Here is a 20,994-nt window from a genome sequence, read left to right on the forward strand (position 1 = left end):
CCTACGGGAGGGGTTTTTTGTTTGCTCATCAGAGGCGGAAACCGCCATCCGTGACAAGCGTGGAGCCGGTGATTGTGCCGCCCATATCGGACAGCAGGAACAGGATCTGCCCGGCGATCTCTTCCGAAGAGGCGAAGCGGCCCATGGGGGTGACTTGCTGCGCCATTGTGGCGATTGCGCCGGCCCTGTCACCCTGATGCTTAGCGACCAGATCATCAAAAAACGGCACGCCATCCCATAGTGCGGTGTCCACTCCGCCCGGCGCGATGGCATTCACGCGGATCTGCCGCTCTGCGCCTTCCTTTGCCGCTACTTTGGCGAGATGCATGACGGCCGCCTTTGACGAGGCATAGTGACCAATGCCTTTCTCCGCCTTTACAGCGGTGACCGATGAAGTGAGCACCATGGATGCGCCATTGCCGGCCATTCGCATAGCCGCACGAAGCGACAGGAACGCGCCGTCCAGATTGACGCTCATCACCTTGCGCCATTGGTCCATCGTCATTTTGGCGATGGGCGCAGCCTCGCCCGATATGCCTGCATTGAGGACTGCAAGATCGATCACGCCACCTTCCGCCTCGATATCATCCCACAGGCTTTCATCCGCGACATCGCCTGCATGAATCGCGGTGTCGCACGACAAATCGAGCGCGCCGAGCGCATCGGCATTCAGATCGACCAGGATAAGCTTTGCAGCCCCGGCATCGGCTAGCGCCCTGGCCGTGGCTGCGCCAATGCCCGACGCGGCGCCTGTGACGAGCGCGGTCTTGCCTGCAAAATCAAAGTTCAATGCGATGTCCTCCCTTGAACAGAGCGACAACCCGCCCCTGCACTGGCTGCCGATCGAACGGCGTGTTACCAGCCTGTGCTTCCATTTCGCGCGAGTCCACGATCCACGGTGCTTCGGGATCTATGATCGCGATGTCGGCTTCTGCGCCTTCGGCTATCGTGCCCGCTTCCACGCCCAGCAATTTTGCAGGTGTGGCCGCGAGCAGATCGAAAGCCCGCGGCATATCGATGATACCGTCGCGGACCAGCGTCAGTGTCATGGCGAGTAGCGTTTCGGCGCCCGCCATTCCCGGCGCAGCATCGGCAAAAGGCAGGCGCTTGTCCTCCGGCCCGCGCGGATCATGGCCGCTGGAAATGACATCCATGGTGCCATCGCCAATCGCTTCGATCACAGCCTGCCGGTCATCCTCGCTGCGCAGCGGCGGAGACAGGCTGGCAAAAGTGCGGAAATCGGCGAGCGCCAGATCCGATAGCATGAAATGCGCTGGCGTGACTCCCGCGGTGATGCGCACGCCGCGCGCCTTGGCCTGCCGCACCAGATCGAGCCCGGCGCACGTGGTCACCTGCCGTGCATGAATTCGGGCGCCGCTCGCTTCAGCGAGAGCGATATCGCGGGCGAGCGCAAGTGTCTCGGCTTCCTTGGGCGCGCTAGGCAGCCCAAGGCGTGTCGCCATTTCGCCCGCTGTCGCGCAGGCCTTGCCCACGAGTGCTGCATCCTCTGCATGGGTCACCACGACCAGATCGAGCATCGCCGCATATTGGAGCAGACGCAGCATCAGGCCGCTGTCCCCAATCCACTGCCGCCCGGTTGCAACCGCCTTCGCGCCTGCATCCTGCATCAGCGCAATTTCGGCGAGCTGTTCGGCTTCCAGACCCACGCTCGCGGCGGCCAGCGGATGCACCCAGAAATCGGGCTTTCCACTCTGCGCGGCGAAGCGAACCCGCGCGGGGTGATCGAGCGGTGGCGACTGATCGGGCATCAGCGCAGCGCGGGTGATCCCGCCAAAGTGAAACGCCGGCTTATCGATCGCGAATACACCGAGATCGACGAGACCTGGCGCGACGATTTTGCCGCCCGCATCAACCACCTCGTCACCATCGAGCGGAACATCTGCAAGCCCGACAATCTGACCATCCACACAGCGCACGGCCTTTGCCGCGAGGCCGCCTGCGGTGACGACCTGACCATTGGTGATGGCGATGGGCTGCTGCTGGCTCATACCCATTCTCCTTCGCCCCAACCGGCGATGCCGCGCGCTTTGCGGGTCAGCACATCAAGGCAGGCCATGCGGATCGCGACGCCCATTTCCACCTGGCTTGTAATGAGCGATCGTCCCGCAAGATCGGCCACATCGCTGTCGATCTCAACGCCGCGGTTCATCGGGCCGGGATGCATCACGATGGCATCTTCTGCAGCCAGAGCGAGCCGATCGGTGGTCAGTCCGTAGAGGTGGCGATATTCGCGTGGGCTCGGAATGAATTGCCCGTCCATCCGCTCATTCTGGAGACGCAGCATCATGACGACGTCAGCGCCATTCAGCGCCTCGCCAAAGCGGTGATGCACTTCCACTTCCATCCGCTCGATCCCGTGCGGCATGAGCGATGGTGGCGCACAGACGCGAACCGTAGCACCCAGCGCCTGCAAACACAGGATGTTGGATCGCGCAACCCGGCTGTGCAGGATATCGCCGCAAATCGTCACGGTGAGGCCGGTAAAGTCCTCCACATCGCGCCCGTTCTCGCGCAGCTTTGTGCGCAGGGCCAGCGCGTCGAGAAGGGCCTGCGTCGGGTGCTCATGCTGGCCATCGCCAGCGTTGAGCACAGGGCAATCGACCTTGCCAGCGATCAATCCGGTCGCGCCCGAAGAGCCATGGCGGATCACAATCGCATCGGCGCGCATCGCATTCAGCGTCACCGCCGTATCGATGAGCGTCTCGCCCTTCTTCACGCTGGATTGCGCGGCATGCATGTTCACCACGTCCGCGCCGAGCCGCTTGCCCGCGATTTCGAAACTCAAAAGCGTTCGCGTGCTGTTTTCGAAGAAGGCGTTGATGATGGTGAGGCCTGCCAGCCTGTCCGAATGCTTGCTCGCCTGCCGATTGAACGCGACATATTGCTCGGCCTCTGCCAGCAAATAGAGGATTTCGTGGCGCTCCAGATCGCCGATGGCGATCAGATCACGATGCGGAAACGCGCGGCCACCCGCGGGAAAGCGGGCGCTGGCGGAGGTGTTTGGCGGCGATGTCATTAAAGCATGGCCATTAGGCCGCAGCGCGCAGGCTGGCAATGGCTTTCCTTTGCGAAGCCCTCTGTCGAGCGGGATTGGCGCTGCGCCCGTTTAGCACTGGCGCAAACCAACGCGCGCCATTACGTGACAGGCAACACATCTCACCAAAAGGGTTTCGCATGGTATTCGCGCGCAAGGTTTGGAAGCTGCTGGTTGCCATCAAGGATGGCCTCGCCTTGATCTTCCTGCTGCTGTTCTTCCTGGCGCTGTTCGCTGTGCTGAGCGCGCGGCCAAATCCCGGCGTCGTGCGCGATGGCGCGTTGCTGCTGGATATCGACGGCGTGGTTGTTGAAGAAGTCGCGCCGGTCGATCCTTTTGCCGCGCTACTCAGCAATACCGTGCCCACCCGTGAATATGCCGCGCGCGATCTCGTGCGCACGATCGATGCGGCTGCGAGCGATGAGCGCATTCAGGCGCTGGCGCTGGACCTGACCGGCTTCCTTGGCGGTGGGGGCGTCAATTTGCAGGAAGTTAGCGGGGCGCTGCAACGCTTCAAGGCAGCGGGCAAACCGATCTACACCCATGCCGTCGCCTATGGCGATTCCGCGATGCTGCTCGCAGCGCATTCGGATGAAATCTGGGTCGATCCCTTCGGCGGCGTCGCCATTTCTGGACCGGGAGGCGAGAACCTTTATTACGCAGACGCGCTTGAGCGGTTCAACGTCACCGCCAATGTCTACCGCGTCGGCACATACAAAAGCGCAGTCGAGCCCTACACGCAAAACAGCATGTCCCCCGAAGCGCGCGAAAACCTCTCGCAGCTGCTCGCCACACTGTGGGAAGAATGGCGCGCCACTGTGCGCCAGGCGCGGCCCGATGCCGATATCGAATTGGTCACCAGCGATGTCGAAGGCTGGCTTGCCGCGTCGGGCAATGACATCGCCGAGGCCTCCGTTGCCGCAGGCCTTGCAGACCGCATCGGCACCCGCGTCGAATGGGGTGAGCGCATTGCGGAGGAGGTCGGCGAAGATCGCTGGAGCGAAGACCCCGGCTCCTTCGCCGCAACAGAGTATGATCCCTTCTTGGCCGAAGTGAATTCGGGCATCGATCTTGGCAGCGATGCGAAAGTCGGCGTTGTGACTATTGCTGGAACAATCAGCGATGGAACCGCCGGACCGGGCTCTGCCGGGGCGGAGCGGATCGCCAATCTGCTCGACAATGCGCTGGATGACGATCTCGATGCGTTGGTGGTCCGCGTAAATTCGCCGGGCGGCACGGTGACGGGCTCGGAAACCATCCGCCGCGCCATACTGCGGCACAAGGCCAATGGTATCCCGATCGCCGTATCGATGGGCAATTACGCCGCCAGTGGCGGCTATTGGGTCGCCACTCCGGCGGACCGGATCTTTGCCGAACCGCAAACGCTCACCGGCTCCATCGGTGTTTTCCTCGTCCTGCCGAGCTTTGAAGAATTGCTTGCCGAATATGGAGTGAATAGCGATGGTGTGCGCACCACCGGCCTATCGGGGCAGCCCGACATCTTCAGCGGAATCAGTGAAGAAGCGGACACGGTGCTGCAGGCGGGCGTCGAGACGACCTATTCCCGCTTCCTGAACCTAGTCGCAGAATCGCGTGGTATTTCGCTCGAGCGTGCCGACGAACTTGGCCAGGGCCGCGTGTGGGACGGGGGATCCGCCCGACAGCTAGGCCTTGTCGACCAGTTCGGCGATCTGGAGGCTGCCATCGCATGGGCAGCCGAGCGTGCGGAACTGACAGCAGATGAATTCGACGTGGTCTATCTCGGCGACGATGCGCCGCAATACGGCTCCATTCTCTCGCAATTGCTGGCAAGCGACAATGGGCAGACCGAGGGCGGCCGTGACATCGCATCGCTTTTCGCCCAGCGCGAAATGGCACGGTTTGCTCAAGTGACGAGCGATATCGACCAGCTGTTTGGCGCGCAGGGCATTCAGGCGCGATGCGCAGAATGCACGGTGCTCCAGCCCGTCAGCCGCCTCAGCGCGCGCCCTGCAGCCGATGCCGGATGGCTTGCGGCCATGCGAGCGCTCTGGCGCGACTAGGCACTCGGCAGGCATAGTCTTGTCAATCGCGGCGGGGCGTGGCAAAGGCCCGCCCCTGCCGTGAATCGCTGACACCAGCGAAAGGCCCGGCGGGCGCGTAGCTCAGTGGTAGAGCACACCCTTCACACGGGTGGGGTCGCAAGTTCAATCCTTGCCGCGCCCACCATCTTTTCAATGACTTAGAAGAGATTGATGCTCGTTGTATGAAACGAGTATGAAAAAGCCTACTCAAATCCTCAAGGCTTCATCCGTTCAAGAGAATGCCGTCAGAACCAAGTTACTTGCCTCGCGAGTGTGCCATTTCCCTTTCGCGAGTCGCGATATTCGGTGATCGCATACGGTGAGATGAAGCTATGGCGATGAGGACGGTTGATGGACTAGAGTAGTGATTAGCGCGCATCCATATTGCGAAGAGCAATCGCAATCTGCGCACTTGAAGGTTCCATTGGCGAATGGCTGCACAGCCTGTTGCGTCGGGCGAAGATCACGATCATCCCTGAGAAGTCCCAAATTCTGTTCTAGGAGGAAGGGCCTGCGGCCAGACGACCACTCAGCCGCAGGCATGCAATCAGCGCGAGGGCTCTTGCTTCGATACCAGCGCTGCCGAATCAGCGCTGAAGCCTCGACTTTGTTCAGATCAGAAAGCATTTGGCAGACGTTTCCTTGTGCGGTGTTAATTGGCAGCGAGGAGATAGGCGCAAACCTTGGCCTGAAACCGCGCGCCCGCATCATCGCTTTGGCTGCAATCGGGTCCGAACTTTGCCTTATGCTGGATGGCCCGGAACATGTGGTGACACGGCTATTTGCCAGGACCCGCCTCGCCGTAAAGGACATCGATATGTGGGAATTGAACAAATCCTTCGCCGCGGTAGTCCTGCGGCTTCTTCAGGCTCACGGCATCGACCCACAAGTAATGAACGTGAACGGCGGTGCGATCGCTATGGGGCACCCGCTGGGTGCCACCGGGGACATGCTGATCGGTACGGCGCTGGATGAGCTCGGACGTCGCGGCGGCAATAGGGTGCTGATTTCGCTGTGCGCTGCAAGTTGTCAGGCTACTGGTGTCATTATCGAGCGCTGCCATTAGCGTGCTCAGCTCACCAATCGCAAACGTCTAGTTATTAGACACGATCCGCATTGCTGCGGGTTTGGCGTTATCCAAGGATCTCTTCAGACCGATTGGCTACCGCGCGGTTTGACCGTGCGCACTTTGAGTGCGTTCCAGGGCGGGATATGGACCGAGCAACCGGAAGAGGAAAGCAGCAAACACCAACAGGCCTGCACCGATCAGAAGCGCCGCGAAATAGTCACCCCGGCTGTCGTACAAGATGCCGAACATGGTGGCACCGAACGGCAGCGCAAAAGCAAAGGAGATCATCAGCGTCCCATAGATCGCGCTATAAGCGCGCATACCAAAGTAGCGCATCGCGAGAAATGCGATCAGGTCGAGTTCCGCGCCTTGGGCCATCCCCAGCATAAGGACACCGAATCCGGCAAGCAGCACGTTCGTTGTAGAAAAAGCAATCGTCAGCGCCCCTATCGCGGCGAGGACGAGGACAAATGTCGCCACGCCGGGAGCCCATAGCCGATCGATCAGAAATCCGGTCAGGAACCGCCCGGTTATTACTCCCATCGAAAGGACCGAAACCATCAGCGCTGCGCTGGTGGCAGCCAAACCTCTTCCCTCGAACGGTGCGGAAACGTGAGCGGAGATACCGATTACCGGCAGGCCGGTGAAGAAGATGGCTGCGAAGAGGATCCAGAATTGCCGCTTGCGCACTACCTCGCGCAATTCGAAGCCGCCGACGATCTCGCCATTTTCGGTTGCCTGCTCCCTTGCATGGCCGCTTGCCAGGTAGGACAGCGGGGTTCCCAGAAACAGGGCGATTCCTGCCAATAACAGGAAACCCGCACGCCAGTCGTAGACATCGACCACAAGTGCCACGACCGGCGCAAAAACCATTGAAGTTATCGCTGCGCCGGAAAGCATTACCGCTAGCGCAAACCCGCGATTATGAATAAAGGTATCGCCGATGATGCGCGAATAGCCGAGCGCGGTCGTTGCGCCGCCGCCGGCCATCAGCACGAGAACCGCAACGTAGAAGGTCCACAGGGCATCGGATGCTTGGCTGGCAAACACGAACCCAACTGCCAGCATCATTGCCGAGACAGGGGCTACTGCCCGCACGCCTTTGCGATCAATCATTCGGCCGATGAAAGGGTAGAGCAAGGTGGCAACGACCAGCATCGATAGCGAGCCCGAAATCTGCGCAAGGGTCCAACCGAAGGAATCCTCCAGCGGCGTTACGAAAATGCTGAACAACTGGCCGAAAAGTGACGCTCCACAGCCCAGGGCCAAGGCGCTGGAGGCAAGCGGGCGCCAGTTAGCGGCCAACTCGTGCCAGAGGCTCGCTTCACGTGGTTCGCTTTGATCCATGCTCGGCTTCATCAGTAGGCCGCTCCCCCACCTCTAACGGACATGACTATGGCCATGACCAGATTTCGACACACAAAGGCAAGCATTTCAATCATTCGTTCTCCTTAATCCGGGCGAAGCCATAGCGCCTCAACCATTGCCATTGCCTGCGTTCTCGATAAATCTCTACGATAATGCCACTGTCGGAACTGGGGGTGTGTGATCGGAAAACGGCGTAGAATAAGGCTGCGTTGTATGACGACGTGAAAGTACTGTCATGGTTTGGTAAACTGGCGTCCGACAGTCGAAATCGCGGGAAGAACGAAAATTGCAACACCCCTGTTTGGCACGGCGGAGTGGCGGTGAAGCCGGTCCCTTACTGGTCCTATTGCATGGATTGGGCGCTACCGGTGCCGTCTGGCAACCGGTGCTGGAGCATATTGGACGATCCTGGCCCGGCAGGTGGCTTGCACCCGATTTACCCGGTCATGGGGGTTCTCCTACACTGCCATCTTATTCCAACCAGAAAATGGCATCGGCGCTAGCGTCGACAATTGCCGAGGAAGCACACGGCGAAGCGATTGTGCTGCTGGGGCATTCGCTGGGAGGTACGCTCTCTTTGCTGCTTGCCAGCGGTAATTTCGGGTTTACACCGGAATCTGTCCACGCGGTAGGCATCAAGGTTACATGGAGCGATAAAGATCTCGCAACTTTCGCGCGGCTCAGAGTGCGCGATTCCAGGGTCTTCGCGACACCGCAAGAAGCGCTGGCACAACATGCCAGGTATGCCGGACTTGCGCCAGATGCGGATAGCGACCTTTTGCAAGGTGGGATAATCCGGATCAAAGACGGGTGGCGAGCGGCAATGGACTTGCAGTGCTTTGCGGTAGAGCCGCCCGACATGCCGACACTGATGCAAGAAGCGTGCATGCCGGTTCATCTGGCCTGTGGATCGGAGGACTCGCTCGTTTCTATCGACGAATTGCGCCAGTTCGATCCGGCTGCACATCAATTTTCCGGAGCAGGCCATAACGCGATGGTCGAAACGCCCGCTGACGTCTGGCGCTGGTTCGACGAGACGTATTCTGGATGGCGGGTGCACTTGTAGTAACCTCGCGTGACGCAAGTTTTTTGAAATGCACGTCACATTGCTGCTATTCGTTTCCACATTTTGGCCGGATCCGCGTTCTTCGGCTGCAGTGAAGGGCCATCCGTGATAGAACTAAACCATACGGGCAAACTGGCGTTGGTGACCGGTACTGCCGAAGGACTTGGCTCAGAAGTACCCCGGCGTCTTGAAGTCGAAGGGGGGGGAAGTGCTGGTGCATGGCCGCAATCGGGACCGCGCCGCCGCAGTTTCCGTGGCGATCTGTGAAATGGCCGCTAGGCGTGAACTGTCCTTGGCGAACTGACGGACAATGAGGCAGCATACCGTATCTAGGAACAAGCCAAGATAATCGAGACTCTCAGCGACAATTCCGGAGGTAAAAGCAATCTAGGTGCAGGCTTTGCCGACCTAACTCCTTCTGAATGGTCAGAGGCGCCATTACCGCATCGGTGAAGGCACTTCCAGAGGGCAGCGCATAGTTATCGCTCACGCGCTGCTTAGCCCGCTGACGATGCGAAATCGATCGCACCGTCCGGCAGCAAGTACAGGACAAGCGCGCGTCCACCAGCAACCGTGGGTTCATGCACGGTATTCGGCCCATAGACCTTCCAGCCAGCCGCACAGCCATCGAATTCTGCCGGACCTTCCAGCGGCATAACCAGATCGATTTCGCCGTTCGGATGAGCATGCCTCGGCCCGGCGACATTTTTCATGTCCACCACATCCACCGACATCCCGGCTGTCGCTGACGACGGCTTCACAGGCCGCCCGAACCGTATTCCCCCGGCCTCCCGCGCACACAACCATCCATCTTGGCAACCTTGTTCACAAAGTTCCCTTGTCCGCGCGAACCACAATTCATCTGCAGGAAAATCACGATTGAGCTGCTCTACTAGGTGCCCATCCAGCGGCTTGCCAACGATAGCGCGGGTAACGACGGCAAGCTGATCCACAAAATCAGTCGGAGCCTCCACTCGTTCGGTAATCATTTCCTCCCTAGCCCGCGCTCGCGGCGGACTTGACCCAGTCCTTCAGCGGCCTTCCGGCATCGGCCAGTTCTGCCGGATCGATGCGCAAACCCATTTCCACCAGTTTGCGACCATGCGAGTAATCACGAACGTTGTTGACGCAATCGAGCGCCACCACCTTGCCGTCTCGCAGGTAGACGACGGAGAAACTGCGGTCGGCAGGGTTGCCGCGCATGACCGACCGCTCATAACCTAGCGACAGGCCGACGGTCTGCAATTTCACATCATACTGATCCGACCAGAACCAAGGTGTCGCAGTGTAGGTCGTCTCGCTGCCGCAAATGTTTTTCGCTGCAGTAGTTGCCATGTCGTTTGCATTCTGCACCGATTCGAGCCGCAGGACTGCCCCATCAGCAAATCTATTGGCGTGGGCAGCGCAGTCCCCGATGGCAAAGATATCCGGCAAGGAGGTGCGACATTGGCCATCGACCAGCACACCGTTGCCGCAATCCGCTCCAGCTTCAGCGAGCGGCGCCACGTTAGGCTCGATGCCGACACCAACGATGGCAAGATCAGCCTCGATCGTTGAACCGTCAGCCAATTCCACGCCCGTCACCATGGTTTCGCCCGTAAAACGCTTAGCCTGACCGTCCAGCAACAGGTTGACGCCCTGCCGGCGATGCTCCTCCGCAAAGAACCCCGACAAGTCTTCTCCGGCCACACGGGCAAGAAGACGAGGCAAGGTCTCGATTAACGAAACGCCCTTGCCCAGCTTGGTCAGGATGGCAGCAGCTTCCAGCCCGATATAACCGCCTCCGATCACAACCACAGTCCGTGCAGCATCCATTTCCTGCATCAGTGAATCGACGTCGGCTCGCTCTCGAATGGTGTGGATGCCTTCGAGGTTGCATCCCTCAATCCCCAACTTTCGTGGCTTTCCACCGGCGGCCCAGACCAGCTTGCCGTATGTGAACCGTTCCCCACCCGTACAGATGACCGCATGCGATTTGGTATCGACAGTGGTCACTGTACACCCGTGATGGAATGTAATCTCGCGCTCGCGCCAGTATTCGGGCGGGCGCAACAGGAGCTTTTCGAAAGGTTTGATTCTTGCCAGGTAATCCTTGGACAAGGGCGGTCGCTCGTAAGGTATGTCCAGCTCGCTAGAGACTATCGCGATGGTGCCTTCAAACCCTTCACCTCGGAGGGCGATTGCAGCTTGGGCGCCGGCGTGCCCTCCCCCCACGATCACCACGTCATAGTGCGACACTCGTGTCATCTATTCGTCTCCACCTCGAAGCAATGTAAGATAGCGCGAAGCTGCCATCTATCCAGCAACTCCGCCCGTCAAGTTCGTTCGCTCAAACCGCATCAGGCCCTACGGACGTACTCGAAATCTGCCAGCTGATTGTCGATGCCGCGATCGGACATGATTGTCCAGTTGGCGCATTTGCCGGGCTCGGTTTCCCCCACCATCGACGACCTCACGTAATCACGGTCTTCAAGGCTGGGGAAGGCGGCCGGCACGGTCGCCCAAACACGGCTTGCCTTGCGTGTCGAAGTCGAAACCGAACCAGACATCAACCTGACGATGGAAGCGTTCAAAAGGCAGGCTGAGCTCATAATCAAAACCGGCCTTCTTTATCAGCCTGGTCCATCGGGTCAGTCCGATAGGGCTGTCCTGCGGATAGGGCTTTCAGGTGAGGGGGTTCATCGCGTTACGCATCACCACCTCTTGTCTGCATCGCCGGGATGGCGATAGTGCATTTCTTCGGCTTCTTCGCCATCATCGCGGCCGAAATCGGCATAAAGCAGAAAGTTGATCGCCAACAGGTGCCTGCCCTCCTCCACGTTGTCCTGCAAAAGATTGGGCATGCAGCCGTCTTCGAGCGCCGCAATCTTGCATCGAGCGGCGTCTTGCCGCGGCGCTCTTCGGGCGCGATTTGCTTGACGAGCTTCTCCGCTGCGAGGTTCATTTCCGACGAAGGCGCGATTGATATCCTTGACGTGGATGAACTGCTCGCCTCGTCGCAAATGGCAACGAAACCGTCCGAACAAATCATCGCCAGCGCCAGCGATCTAAGTGCATTCGGGGGCGGCAAAGTAAGTTCCTGAACAGCAATTTTCCAGCGCTGACGCGTCTGGCGATTGTGCTATTGGGTTCCGACTGACTGGCGACCTGGGGAGTGCGATGACAACCGAGCAGCACAAGGGTGCGCGATCCCAAACTGTGGTCGAGGCAGCCACCGTTTTGGTGTTCCGGCAGCGGGCGAGGACACGCGCGCCAGAACTGCTGATGGTGCAGCGCTCGGGCGAACTGGCCTTTGCCGCGAGGGCAATGGTTTTCCCTGGCGGGAAGCTGCATGCCTCGGATCGGGCCCTGGCAGCACAACTTGCTCAAAGCGATCGGTCAGACGACCTCGCACATCGCCTCGCCGGGATCCGCGAGGTCCTGGAGGAAACGGGTCTCGTTATAGGTGTCGAGCAGCAGCTAACCGCGCAGCAGGCACAAGAGGCCCGTACCATGCTGGCGACTTCGGAAGACCTGGCACCCGTGCTGGCCCGGTTCGGGTGGAGCCTTGCGCCCTTGCAGCTGGTGCCTTTTGCGCGCTGGTTGCCGCGCGGAAGGGTTGGGCGGGCCTTCGACACGCGGTTCTATCTGGCCGATCTGGGGAGCGGACAGGTCGAGCTCGAACCCGACCTCGGAGAAATGACGCGGTTGACGTGGCTCACCGCTAGGGATGCGCTTGCGCGCTACGCCAGCGGCGAGATGCACATGATCTTTCCCACCCTTCGCAATCTGGAAAGGCTTGCCCAGTTCGACAGTTTTGCGGCTGCAGCCGAACATGCGCGCAACACCGCCATCTCCACGATTTCCCCGTGGATAGAGGAGGTGAAGGGCAGGAAGCTGCTGCGGATACCCGAGGGCGCCGGCTATCCCGTCACCAGCGCGCCGCTGGAACAGAGCGGCTTCCAGTCGAAGGATTCCTCACCGTCGGCAGGGAAGGACACGCCGGGTTCAACGCGTCCTGCCCCGGCCTGAACGGCTGACGGCTTAGATGGCGTCGGTTACAGCGTTCATGGTCAGCAGATCGTAGGTCGCCGCCACTTCGCCCTCGTCATCGGTGACGGTGACTGCCCAAACAACTTCGCCATATTCGCCCGGATTGCGGATCTTCTTCGACTTGACCGTCAGCGCCACCGAGATCGGCGTGCCCGGAGTGACCGGCTTCAGGAAACGAAGGTTGTCGAGGCCGTAGTTCGCCAGCACCGGCCCCGGCGCGGCATCGACGAACAGGCCGGCCGCGAATGACAGGATCAGGTAGCCATGCGCGACACGGCCGGGGAAGAACGGGTTGGCGGCCGCCGCCTCCTCGTCCATGTGGGCATAGAATTCGTCGCCCGTGAAACTGGCGAAATGCTCGATGTCCTCCAAAGTAATCGTGCGCGACGCGGTAGTGAGTGTGTAACCTATCTCCAGCTCTTCAAAATTAAGCCGGAAGGGGTGCATCTCCCCGGTTGGTTGCGGCGCGCCGGGTAGCCACTTGCCGATCGCGCCGGACAAGGTCCGCGGCGACCCCTGCAGAGCGCTGCGCTGCATGTAGTGCTTGACCCCGCGTACGCCGCCCATTTCCTCGCCGCCCCCGGCCCTGCCCGGGCCGCCATGGATTAGCATCGGCAAGGGGGAGCCGTGGCCGGTGGATTCGCCAGCACTGTCGCGGTCGATGAACACGATGCGGCCATGATAGGGGCCAGCGCCCTCGACGAACTGCCGCGCGATGTCAGGATCGTGGGTAAATACCGACATTACCAGTGAGCCCTGCCCGCGATTCGCCAGCGCGATGGCATCCGCGCAATCGCGGTAGGGCATCAGCGTAGAGACCGGGCCGAAAGCCTCCACGTCGTGAACGACCTTTGCCTCCCAGGGGTTGTCGGCACGAAACAGCAGGGGGGAGATAAAGGCACCGATGCCCTGCTCCACGCCGAGCGCTTCTACTTTGTTGGGGTCACCGAATACGAGCTTCGCCTCGCTGGCGATCTGCCGCGCCTTGTCACGAACGTCTTCGAGTTGCTTGAGTGATGCCAGGGCACCCATCCGCACGCCTTCCTGTGCCGGGTCACCCACGACGATCTTCTGCAATCGTGCCTTTATCGCCTCCTCGACGTCGTCCATAAGTGCTGCCGGAACGAATGTACGGCGAATGGCCGTGCATTTTTGCCCGGCCTTGGTGGTCATCTCGCGCACCACTTCTTTCACGAATAGATCGAATTCGGGACTGTCCTTGGTCGCGTCAGGCCCGAGGACCGATGCATTGAGCGAATCCTGCTCCGCGACAAATCTCACCGATTCACGCGAAATGACCGGATGGTTCTTCAACTTGGCCGCGGTGGCGGCTGACCCGGTAAAGGAAACGACGTCCTGACAAGTGAGATGGTCGAGCAGGTCTCCCACCGAACCGACAATCAGTTGCAATGCTCCCTCCGGCAAAAGGCCGGACTCCAACATGATGCGAAAGCATGCCTCTGTCAGCTGTGCGCCTTGTGTAGCTGGTTTGACGATGGCGGGGACGCCGGCAACCAGCGTGGGGCCAAGTTTTTCCAGCATTCCCCACACCGGAAAATTGAACGCGTTGATATGGACCGCTGCGCCATGGAGCGAGGTATAGACGTGCTGCCCAATGAAGGTGCCGCTCTTACCTATGGGCTCATAATCGCCGTCTGGCAGGATGTGCGCATCGGGAAGCTCACGGCGTGCCTTTGACGAAGTGACAAAGAGCGTGCCTGCGCCGCCTTCGATATCGATCCAGCTATCTTGGCGTGTGGCCCCCGTGCTGGCGGAGATCTCGTAGAGTTCCTCCTTGCGCTCCATGATGGCCAGCGCGAGGCCCTTGATCATACGGGCACGCTCATGAAAAGTCATTTGTCGCAGATTGGTGCCGCCGATTTTCCGCGCATGTTCGAGCATCCCTGCGAAATCGAGGCCTTCGGTCCCTGTTTGGGCAACGATGGAGCTGTCTACCGCCGACAGTATGTCTTGCAGATTCGCGCTGGCCTCGAACCAGCTATCGCGGGTGTAGTTCTTCAAAATCTTGGTCATCTCTAATCCTTATTCGGGAGCCGCCTTGCACTATCGTGCGGCTACTTTCCTTTGAACTGGGGTGCGCGCTTCTCCATGAAGGCGGCCACGCCTTCCTGATAATCCTCGCTTTGGCCAAGCTCGCGCATGAGGTCGCGCTCGTAATCGAGCTCCGTCTGAAGATCGTTCAGCAATGACCCGCGGATGGCTCGTTTGGTCGCGGCCAAACCGCGTGTCGGGCCGCCCGCCAAGCGTTCGGCCAACGCTTTGGCCTCCGTTAGCAATGCGTCATCCTCGACACATTTCCATATCATGCCCCATTCTTCTGCCTTGGCTGCCGACAAAGAATCGGCGGTCAAGGCCAGTCCCAACGCCCGAGCCTGCCCCACCAGCCGAGGCAGAACCCACGTGCCGCCCGAATCAGGTATAAGGCCGATATTGGCGAAGGACTGAATGAACTTGGCGCTTTGCGCCGCAAGCACGATATCGCAGGCAAGTGCCACATTCGCCCCTGCGCCCGCCGCAACGCCATTAACCGCGCAGACCACAGGCTTGTCGCGGGTTGCCAGGCGGCTGATCAGCGGCGACCAAAACTTTTCGACCGTCTGCCCTAGATCCACCCGATCATCTCCAGGGGAGACAGCACGATCGGCAAGGTCCTGTCCGGCACAAAACCCTCGGCCTGCCCCGGTTAGCAGGACCGCGCGGATGTCTGCATCACTATCGGCGTCGTCCAGCGCGGCCGCCAGCTCTATGTGCATTGCCTCTGTGAAACTGTTGAGCCGGTCGGGACGATTCAAAGTAATACGAGCGACGCCGTTTTCCTTCTCAACGATGATGGTCTCGAAACTCATGGCCAAGCCTCCTTAATTAATAGACTGCACGGTCAGTCGATTATTGGCAAGCGGTTTCGATGGCGCTATGCGGAGGCCATGACAAGAGCTCAAATCTCAACTTTCGACCCGGTGGCCGTCTTTGGTGCAGGGGCAATGGGCAGCGGCATTGCCCAGGTTGCCGCTCAGGCCGGTCACAGGGTCATGGTCTTCGATACTTCGGAGGAAACGCTTGTTCGTAGCCGAGACCATCTTGGATCGACTTTCGACAAGCTCGTCAGCCGGGGGAAGAGAACGAGAGCTGACGCACAATCGGTTCTGGCCAGGATTACCTGGTCAACCGATCTGCAACAGGCGGCCGAGGCCCGCTTGGTGATCGAGGCCATCGTCGAGAACGCCGAGGCAAAGCGCGGTCTCTTCGCAAGACTGTCCGAGATCGTCGCCAGCGACGCCATCCTTGCCAGCAACACGTCCTCACTTTCCATCGACGACCTATCGCCCGGCGTGAGTGAAGCAACGCGTTTTTTGGGATTGCATTTCTTCAACCCCGTACCGCTCATGAAATTGGTAGAAGTCGTACCTGGATCACACACTGCACCGCAGGTTGTCGACAGTTGCTGCGAGCTGATGAAGCAATGGGGAAAGGTCGCCGCAGTTGTGCGAGATGTGCCCGGCTTTATCGTCAACCGAGTGGCCCGGCCCTACTATGCTGAAGCGTTCAGAGCGTGGGATGAGGGTATAACGCCGCACAAGATCGACTCTTTGCTCGAATCTGCTGGCAATTTCCGCATGGGTCCGCTCACGCTGGCTGATTTCATCGGTCAGGACATAAATTTCAATGCCGCTCGCAATGTCGCAGATGCGGGAGCGGATAAGAAGCGTTTCCGCTTGCAGGTAAAGCAGGAAGAACTGGTGCTCGGCGGTAATTTGGGCCGCAAGACGGGTCAAGGCGTCTTCACCTATCCCGCAGAGCGGCCCGAACCCGATTTTGCCGAAGCGGCGAATGAGATTTCGACGCCTATCCAAGTGGCCAAGCGATTGCGAATTCTGGAACCTCTGCGCAAAGCCCTTGAGAGGGCGGAGATATCGCTTGTAGCAACGGACGACCTCGCCGACGACAGCATCAGGGTAAACGGCTTTGTTGTGGCAGCCAGCGACGGGAGGAAACTCGCTTCACGCGACGGCGTCGATGCCATTTTCGATCACACGCGTGATTGGGATGCTGCACGTTTAATCGGTGTCACAGCAAGAAATCCAGAGGTCGCCGGCGTTCTAGCAGCGCTGCTAGCCCCGCTGGAGAAGCGAGTGATTATGCTTCCCGACAGACCTGGACAGGTAGTGCTGCGCACTCTGGCCCAGCTAGCCAACAGTGCAGCAGATGCGGTCGAGGACGACGTCGCTAGCGCCGCTGATATAGACAAGGCGATGCGATACGGCGCTAACCACCCTGAAGGTCCGTTGGAATGGGCCGAGCGCGTCGGGAGAGAATGGCTTCGAGACGTGCTGCAGAACATCACGTCGGCCGAGGCTGACGCTCTCTACACCCCTTCACCGCGCTGGTCGCGTGCCAACTGATCAAATGATCAATCGATAAACTGAGGAAAATCTGATGCCGGAAGCCTTTATATGCGATGCAGTTCGCACTCCCATAGGTCGCTATGGCGGAGCCTTGTCAGGCGTTCGTGCGGACGATCTGGCGGCAATTCCGATTGCAGAGCTGGTCGCGCGCTATCCTGCCATAGTCGATCATGTGGACGACATCATCCTAGGTGATGCGAATCAGGCAGGCGAGGACAATCGCAATGTGGCGCGCATGGCTGGACTGCTGGCAGGCCTCGGCGAACAGGTCCCGGGCACGACGCTCAACCGGCTTTGCGGTTCGGGCATGGATGCCGTTGCCTACGCCGCGCGATCAATAAAGGCTGGAGATGGGGACCTGTATATCGCTGGCGGCGTGGAATCGATGAGCCGCGCCCCATTTGTCATGCCCAAAGCGGACCAAGCCTTCTCGCGCGGAAACGCGGTGTACGACACCACGATCGGGTGGCGTTTCGTCAATCCGCAGATGAAGGACCGGTTCGGCGTGGATTCGATGCCCGAAACGGCCGAGAACGTGGCACAGGAATTCGGGATTTCGCGTGCTGATCAGGACAAATTCGCGCTTGAGAGCCAGCGCCGTGCGGCCCTTGCGCAAAAAAGTGGCCGCTTTGCAGCCGAGATTGTCCCCGTCGAGATTCCACAACGCAAAGGCGATCCCCTTCTGGTGACGCAGGATGAGCATCCGCGCGAGACCACTTTCGATCAGCTGGCAAAATTGCGTCCTATCGCGCGTCCGGACGGAACTGTGACGGCAGGCAATGCGAGCGGAGTGAATGACGGTGCAGCAGCGATCATCATCGCCGGAGCTGCCGCAGTCGAGCGGTACGGGCTGACACCCCGCGCCAAGGTGCTCGGAGCCGCGACCGCCGGTGTACCGCCACGCATCATGGGTATCGGCCCTGCTCCGGCGAGCGAGAAACTGCTCAAACGTCTCGGTTTGAGTATTGCCGACATCGATGTGATCGAACTCAACGAGGCTTTCGCGTCACAAGGGCTGGCTGTCTTGCGCCGCCTAGGGCTTCCAGACGATTCCGAACACGTGAACCCGAACGGAGGCGCTATCGCGCTCGGTCATCCACTTGGCATGTCTGGCGCAAGGCTTGTCATGACAGCCACCGAAGAACTTGCCCGCAGGAAGGCGCGTCTTGCTTTGTGCACGATGTGCATCGGCGTTGGCCAAGGCATCGCGATGGCGATCGAGGCCATTTGAAAGTTATGGAAAAGATAGTTGACCGTCCGGTCGGTTAATGTTAGTACCTTGATAGTATTTGAGGCCAGGAGTTGAGCTATGTACACTACCGAACTGGACAAAAAGGCTGCCGATTCCCGGGTTGTGGAAGTCGGCATCGATGATCCGCAGCAGCTTGCCCGCTTCGAAGCGCGCGTGGCCGCAGATGATTTTATCGAGCCCAATGACTGGATGCCCGAAACTTACCGGAAGACACTGGTAAGGCAAATGTCACAGCATGCTCACAGCGAAATCGTGGGCATGCTGCCCGAGGGCAACTGGCTGACTCGCGCGCCGAGCCTTTCGCGCAAAGCTATCCTGCTGGCGAAAATCCAGGACGAGGCAGGGCACGGGCTATACCTGTATTGTGCTGCTGAAACGCTGGGCGTAAGCCGTGAACAGATGATTGATGCCCTTCACGATGGCTCGGCGAAGTACTCTACCATCTTCAATTATCCGACTTTGAACTGGGCCGACATCGGCGCGATCGGTTGGCTTGTCGACGGCGCTGCGATCATGAATCAGGTCCCGTTGCAACGCACGAGCTATGGTCCATACGCGCGCGCGATGGTCCGTATCTGCAAGGAAGAGAGCTTTCACCAGCGGCAGGGCTTCGAGTTGATGATGCATATGGTGAACGGCACCCCGGATCAGCGCGAGATGGCTCAGGATGCATTGAACCGCTTCTGGTGGCCCAGCCTGATGATGTTCGGCCCACCCGATGACAAGTCGCCCAATACCGAACGCTCGATGCGTTGGCGGATCAAGCGCGATACGAACGATGACCTGCGGCAGAAGTTCGTCGATGCGACAGTGCCTCAAGCAGAATTGCTGGGCTTGACCGTTCCCGATCCGAATCTGCGCTGGAACGAGGAGCGAGGCCATTACGATTTCAGCCCAATCGATTGGGAAGAGTTCTACGCGGTGGTCCGCGGGGAAGGGCCGGTAGCGCAGGAACGCATGCAGGCGCGACGGAAGGCGTGGGACGATGGCGCTTGGGTTCGTGAAGCGGCCGCCAGCTATGAGACGAAACACGCTTCGGCGCGCATTGCTGCCTGAGCTGACGGAGTAATAATCGATGAGCAGTGACTGGCCCTTGTGGGAGGTATTCGTCCGGGCGCGTGGGGGTCTTGATCACCGTCATGTCGGTTCGGTCCACGCCCCCGATGCCGGGATAGCAATCCGCCACGCGCGCGACACCTATACTCGCCGAGAGGAAGGGGTAAGTCTGTGGGTTGTCCGGTCGAACGAGATAACCGCCTCCGACCCGTCCGAGGCGGAGGAGATGTTTGAACCGGCGGCGAGCAAGATCTACCGCCACCCGACTTTTTACGACCTTCCGGACGAAGTGAAGCACATGTGATGGACAAGGCTCTTTTCGAATATCTCTTGCGGCTGGGTGACGACAGCCTGGTCTTGGCACAGCGGTTGTGCGAGTGGTCATCGCGCGCGCCAACGCTTGAAGTTGATCTTAGCCTGTCAAATCTCGGGCTCGATCTCGTCGGCCAAGCTCAGCTATTGCTTGGTTATGCCGGTGAAGTGGAAGGGCAAGGCCGCGACGAAGACAGGCTTGCCTATCACCGAGATGCCGAAGAGTACCGCAATTGCTTGCTCGTCGAACAACCGAACGGCGATTTTGCGCAAACGATGGCGCGCCACTTCCTATTTTCCATTTATCGGGAACTGTTGCTGGACGAACTAGTGGGTTCGTCCGACACTCGTCTGGCCGAGATTGCGGCCAAGGCGGTCAAGGAAACGCGTTATCATGCAGAACTTGCCTCCGACTGGGTGATCAGGCTGGGAGACGGCACCGAAGAGAGCCACCGACGGATGCAGGACGGTCTCGACTGGTTCTGGCGCTTCGTCGACGAGATGTTCGCGGTCGACGAAGTCGAGCGGGTGCTGATCGAGCGGGGAATTGCGGTAGATCCCGCAGTTACCAGGGAAGCGTTCGACGCGCGAGTGACGCAGGTTGTCAAGTCTGCCACACTGGAAGTCAAACCGAGCACTTGGCCGCAGACCGGAGGGCGCCAAGGCAATCACACCGAGCATCTGTCAACGATGCTCGCCGAAATGCAGGTATTGCCTCGCCGCTATCCCGAAGCCACTTGGTAAGAACCGATGGCTGCGACAACATCCATTTCTGAAGAGCTGCGCAACCGGATTCAGGAGGTTCTGGCAAATGTGCCGGACCCTGAAATACCTGTTGTCTCAGTTGTCGATCTCGGGATTTTCCGCGGCATTGTCGAGGACGATACTGGAAACGCCGTCGTGCAGATCACACCGACTTATACCGGTTGCCCAGCGACACTCGTGATCGAACAGTCGATCCGGGAGGCACTCGCCAATGCCGGATTGTCTGGCGTTAAGCTGGACACGGTACTCAGTCCGGCATGGACAACAGATATGATCTCAGAGGAAGGTCGCGATAAATTGCGCGATTATGGCATCGCGCCGCCGCCAAAAGGGTCTGCGGCTACGTCGGTGCGCCATTCCACTGCCGTCCAATGCCCCCGATGCGGATCGAAGGATACGCAGGAAGTCAGTCGTTTCGGTTCAACCCCGTGCAAGGCGCTCTGGCGTTGTTGCAACTGCGCCGAACCGTTCGACAGGTTTAAATGTCACTAAGCGTGATCCGTTCTGACCAGTCATCCTCTCAGGAATTAGC

At 59.6% G+C, this 20,994-nt stretch carries 20 protein-coding genes and 1 tRNA gene; 12 read left to right on the forward strand and 9 right to left on the reverse strand.

The features are described from left to right. Positions 1-28: 28 nt before the first annotated feature. From I5L03_RS12640 to I5L03_RS12650, 3 genes are read right to left on the reverse strand one after another with little or no spacing between them, the layout of a single operon-like run. Positions 29-790 (reverse strand): SDR family NAD(P)-dependent oxidoreductase, encoded by a 762-nt coding sequence (locus I5L03_RS12640; RefSeq protein ID WP_199803283.1) that lies wholly within the window; start codon positions 788-790, stop codon positions 29-31. Continuing rightward, positions 780-2,009 (reverse strand): dihydroorotase, encoded by a 1,230-nt coding sequence (locus I5L03_RS12645; protein WP_197922339.1) that lies wholly within the window; start codon positions 2,007-2,009, stop codon positions 780-782. Before I5L03_RS12645 ends, I5L03_RS12640 begins: the two co-directional genes overlap by 11 nt. Next, positions 2,006-3,037: an aspartate carbamoyltransferase catalytic subunit gene (locus I5L03_RS12650; RefSeq protein ID WP_197922340.1), complete on the reverse strand. Its 1,032-nt coding sequence runs from the start codon at positions 3,035-3,037 to the stop codon at positions 2,006-2,008. The genes I5L03_RS12645 and I5L03_RS12650 overlap by 4 nt, the downstream gene beginning before the upstream one ends. Positions 3,038-3,195: 158 nt before the next feature. On the opposite strand from I5L03_RS12650, the gene sppA reads away from it, so the two are divergent. The 3 genes from sppA (at position 3,196) to I5L03_RS13560 (ending at position 6,184) form a co-directional block, all read left to right on the forward strand. Next, a complete protein-coding gene (gene sppA, locus I5L03_RS12655) occupies positions 3,196-5,097 on the forward strand; it encodes a signal peptide peptidase SppA (RefSeq protein WP_197922341.1) in 1,902 nt (633 codons plus the stop codon). 91 nt (positions 5,098-5,188) lie between these two features. Further along, positions 5,189-5,263 (forward strand) — tRNA-Val (locus I5L03_RS12660). 504 nt (positions 5,264-5,767) lie between these two features. Next, a complete protein-coding gene (locus tag I5L03_RS13560) occupies positions 5,768-6,184 on the forward strand; it encodes a hypothetical protein (protein WP_325100201.1) in 417 nt (138 codons plus the stop codon). Positions 6,185-6,280: 96 nt separating this feature from the next. On the opposite strand, the gene I5L03_RS12670 is transcribed toward I5L03_RS13560, so the two are convergent. Continuing rightward, positions 6,281-7,546, reverse strand: a complete 1,266-nt coding sequence (locus tag I5L03_RS12670; protein ID WP_325100202.1) for an MFS transporter — start codon at positions 7,544-7,546, stop codon at positions 6,281-6,283. Positions 7,547-7,856: 310 nt separating this feature from the next. Between I5L03_RS12670 and I5L03_RS12675 the strand changes: the two genes are divergently transcribed. Next, a complete protein-coding gene (locus I5L03_RS12675) occupies positions 7,857-8,621 on the forward strand; it encodes an alpha/beta fold hydrolase (RefSeq protein ID WP_197922347.1) in 765 nt (254 codons plus the stop codon). Positions 8,622-9,118: 497 nt separating this feature from the next. Here I5L03_RS12675 and I5L03_RS12680 read toward each other — a convergent pair whose 3' ends face one another. The 3 genes from I5L03_RS12680 to I5L03_RS12690 all read right to left on the reverse strand — a co-directional run bounded on the left by I5L03_RS12680 (position 9,119) and on the right by I5L03_RS12690 (position 11,170). Continuing rightward, positions 9,119-9,610 (reverse strand): 4-hydroxylaminobenzoate lyase, encoded by a 492-nt coding sequence (locus tag I5L03_RS12680; RefSeq protein WP_197922350.1) that lies wholly within the window; start codon positions 9,608-9,610, stop codon positions 9,119-9,121. 7 nt (positions 9,611-9,617) lie between these two features. Continuing rightward, positions 9,618-10,859 (reverse strand): NAD(P)/FAD-dependent oxidoreductase, encoded by a 1,242-nt coding sequence (locus I5L03_RS12685; protein ID WP_197922352.1) that lies wholly within the window; start codon positions 10,857-10,859, stop codon positions 9,618-9,620. A gap of 101 nt (positions 10,860-10,960) precedes the next feature. Next, positions 10,961-11,170, reverse strand: a complete 210-nt coding sequence (locus tag I5L03_RS12690) for a hypothetical protein (protein ID WP_197922354.1) — start codon at positions 11,168-11,170, stop codon at positions 10,961-10,963. Positions 11,171-11,350: 180 nt separating this feature from the next. Here I5L03_RS12690 and I5L03_RS12695 point away from each other — a divergent pair, with 180 nt between their 5' ends. Both I5L03_RS12695 and I5L03_RS12700 read left to right on the forward strand, forming a co-directional pair. Beyond that, positions 11,351-11,704, forward strand: coding sequence for a hypothetical protein (locus I5L03_RS12695; protein WP_197922356.1), 354 nt, complete (start codon positions 11,351-11,353; stop codon positions 11,702-11,704). A gap of 76 nt (positions 11,705-11,780) precedes the next feature. Continuing rightward, a complete protein-coding gene (locus I5L03_RS12700) occupies positions 11,781-12,632 on the forward strand; it encodes an NUDIX hydrolase (RefSeq protein WP_197922358.1) in 852 nt (283 codons plus the stop codon). A 12-nt stretch (positions 12,633-12,644) separates the two neighbouring features. On the opposite strand, the gene paaZ is transcribed toward I5L03_RS12700, so the two are convergent. Both paaZ and paaG read right to left on the reverse strand, forming a co-directional pair. Next, complete coding sequence (gene paaZ, locus I5L03_RS12705) at positions 12,645-14,687, reverse strand: phenylacetic acid degradation bifunctional protein PaaZ (protein ID WP_197922359.1); 2,043 nt, start codon at positions 14,685-14,687, stop codon at positions 12,645-12,647. Positions 14,688-14,728: 41 nt separating this feature from the next. Next, positions 14,729-15,520 (reverse strand): 2-(1,2-epoxy-1,2-dihydrophenyl)acetyl-CoA isomerase PaaG, encoded by a 792-nt coding sequence (paaG, locus tag I5L03_RS12710; protein ID WP_197922360.1) that lies wholly within the window; start codon positions 15,518-15,520, stop codon positions 14,729-14,731. Between the two features lie 111 nt (positions 15,521-15,631). Here paaG and I5L03_RS12715 point away from each other — a divergent pair, with 111 nt between their 5' ends. The 6 genes from I5L03_RS12715 to paaD all read left to right on the forward strand — a co-directional run bounded on the left by I5L03_RS12715 (position 15,632) and on the right by paaD (position 20,954). Further along, the gene (locus I5L03_RS12715) at positions 15,632-17,074 is read left to right on the forward strand and encodes a 3-hydroxyacyl-CoA dehydrogenase NAD-binding domain-containing protein (protein WP_325100203.1); all 1,443 of its coding nucleotides are present in this window, start codon (positions 15,632-15,634) and stop codon (positions 17,072-17,074) included. Between the two features lie 34 nt (positions 17,075-17,108). After that, a complete protein-coding gene (gene pcaF, locus I5L03_RS12720; protein ID WP_197922362.1) occupies positions 17,109-18,308 on the forward strand; it encodes a 3-oxoadipyl-CoA thiolase in 1,200 nt (399 codons plus the stop codon). Between the two features lie 78 nt (positions 18,309-18,386). After that, the gene (gene paaA, locus I5L03_RS12725) at positions 18,387-19,385 is read left to right on the forward strand and encodes a 1,2-phenylacetyl-CoA epoxidase subunit PaaA (protein WP_197922363.1); all 999 of its coding nucleotides are present in this window, start codon (positions 18,387-18,389) and stop codon (positions 19,383-19,385) included. Positions 19,386-19,404: 19 nt separating this feature from the next. Further along, entirely contained in the window at positions 19,405-19,689 is a 285-nt protein-coding gene (gene paaB, locus I5L03_RS12730; RefSeq protein ID WP_197922364.1) for a 1,2-phenylacetyl-CoA epoxidase subunit PaaB, read from the forward strand. Further along, positions 19,689-20,441: a 1,2-phenylacetyl-CoA epoxidase subunit PaaC gene (paaC, locus tag I5L03_RS12735; protein ID WP_197922371.1), complete on the forward strand. Its 753-nt coding sequence runs from the start codon at positions 19,689-19,691 to the stop codon at positions 20,439-20,441. The genes paaB and paaC overlap by 1 nt, the downstream gene beginning before the upstream one ends. A 6-nt stretch (positions 20,442-20,447) precedes the next feature. After that, positions 20,448-20,954, forward strand: coding sequence for a 1,2-phenylacetyl-CoA epoxidase subunit PaaD (gene paaD / locus I5L03_RS12740; RefSeq protein ID WP_197922372.1), 507 nt, complete (start codon positions 20,448-20,450; stop codon positions 20,952-20,954). Positions 20,955-20,994 lie beyond the last annotated feature (40 nt).

This window comes from Aurantiacibacter sediminis (assembly GCF_016019885.1).
In the GTDB taxonomy this organism is placed as follows: Bacteria; Pseudomonadota; Alphaproteobacteria; order Sphingomonadales; family Sphingomonadaceae; genus Alteraurantiacibacter; species Alteraurantiacibacter sediminis.

Coding starts and splice junctions, on each gene's coding strand:
- I5L03_RS12645 (WP_197922339.1), bottom strand. CDS start 2,009: ATGAGCCAGCAGCAGCCCATCGCCATCACCAATGGTCAGGTCGTCACC.
- I5L03_RS12650 (WP_197922340.1), bottom strand. CDS start 3,037: ATGACATCGCCGCCAAACACCTCCGCCAGCGCCCGCTTTCCCGCGGGT.
- sppA (WP_197922341.1), top strand. CDS start 3,196: ATGGTATTCGCGCGCAAGGTTTGGAAGCTGCTGGTTGCCATCAAGGAT.
- I5L03_RS12670 (WP_325100202.1), bottom strand. CDS start 7,546: ATGAAGCCGAGCATGGATCAAAGCGAACCACGTGAAGCGAGCCTCTGG.
- I5L03_RS12680 (WP_197922350.1), bottom strand. CDS start 9,610: ATGATTACCGAACGAGTGGAGGCTCCGACTGATTTTGTGGATCAGCTT.
- I5L03_RS12690 (WP_197922354.1), bottom strand. CDS start 11,170: ATGTCTGGTTCGGTTTCGACTTCGACACGCAAGGCAAGCCGTGTTTGG.
- I5L03_RS12700 (WP_197922358.1), top strand. CDS start 11,781: ATGACAACCGAGCAGCACAAGGGTGCGCGATCCCAAACTGTGGTCGAG.
- paaZ (WP_197922359.1), bottom strand. CDS start 14,687: ATGACCAAGATTTTGAAGAACTACACCCGCGATAGCTGGTTCGAGGCC.
- paaG (WP_197922360.1), bottom strand. CDS start 15,520: ATGAGTTTCGAGACCATCATCGTTGAGAAGGAAAACGGCGTCGCTCGT.
- pcaF (WP_197922362.1), top strand. CDS start 17,109: ATGCCGGAAGCCTTTATATGCGATGCAGTTCGCACTCCCATAGGTCGC.
- paaA (WP_197922363.1), top strand. CDS start 18,387: ATGTACACTACCGAACTGGACAAAAAGGCTGCCGATTCCCGGGTTGTG.
- paaB (WP_197922364.1), top strand. CDS start 19,405: ATGAGCAGTGACTGGCCCTTGTGGGAGGTATTCGTCCGGGCGCGTGGG.
- paaC (WP_197922371.1), top strand. CDS start 19,689: ATGGACAAGGCTCTTTTCGAATATCTCTTGCGGCTGGGTGACGACAGC.
- paaD (WP_197922372.1), top strand. CDS start 20,448: ATGGCTGCGACAACATCCATTTCTGAAGAGCTGCGCAACCGGATTCAG.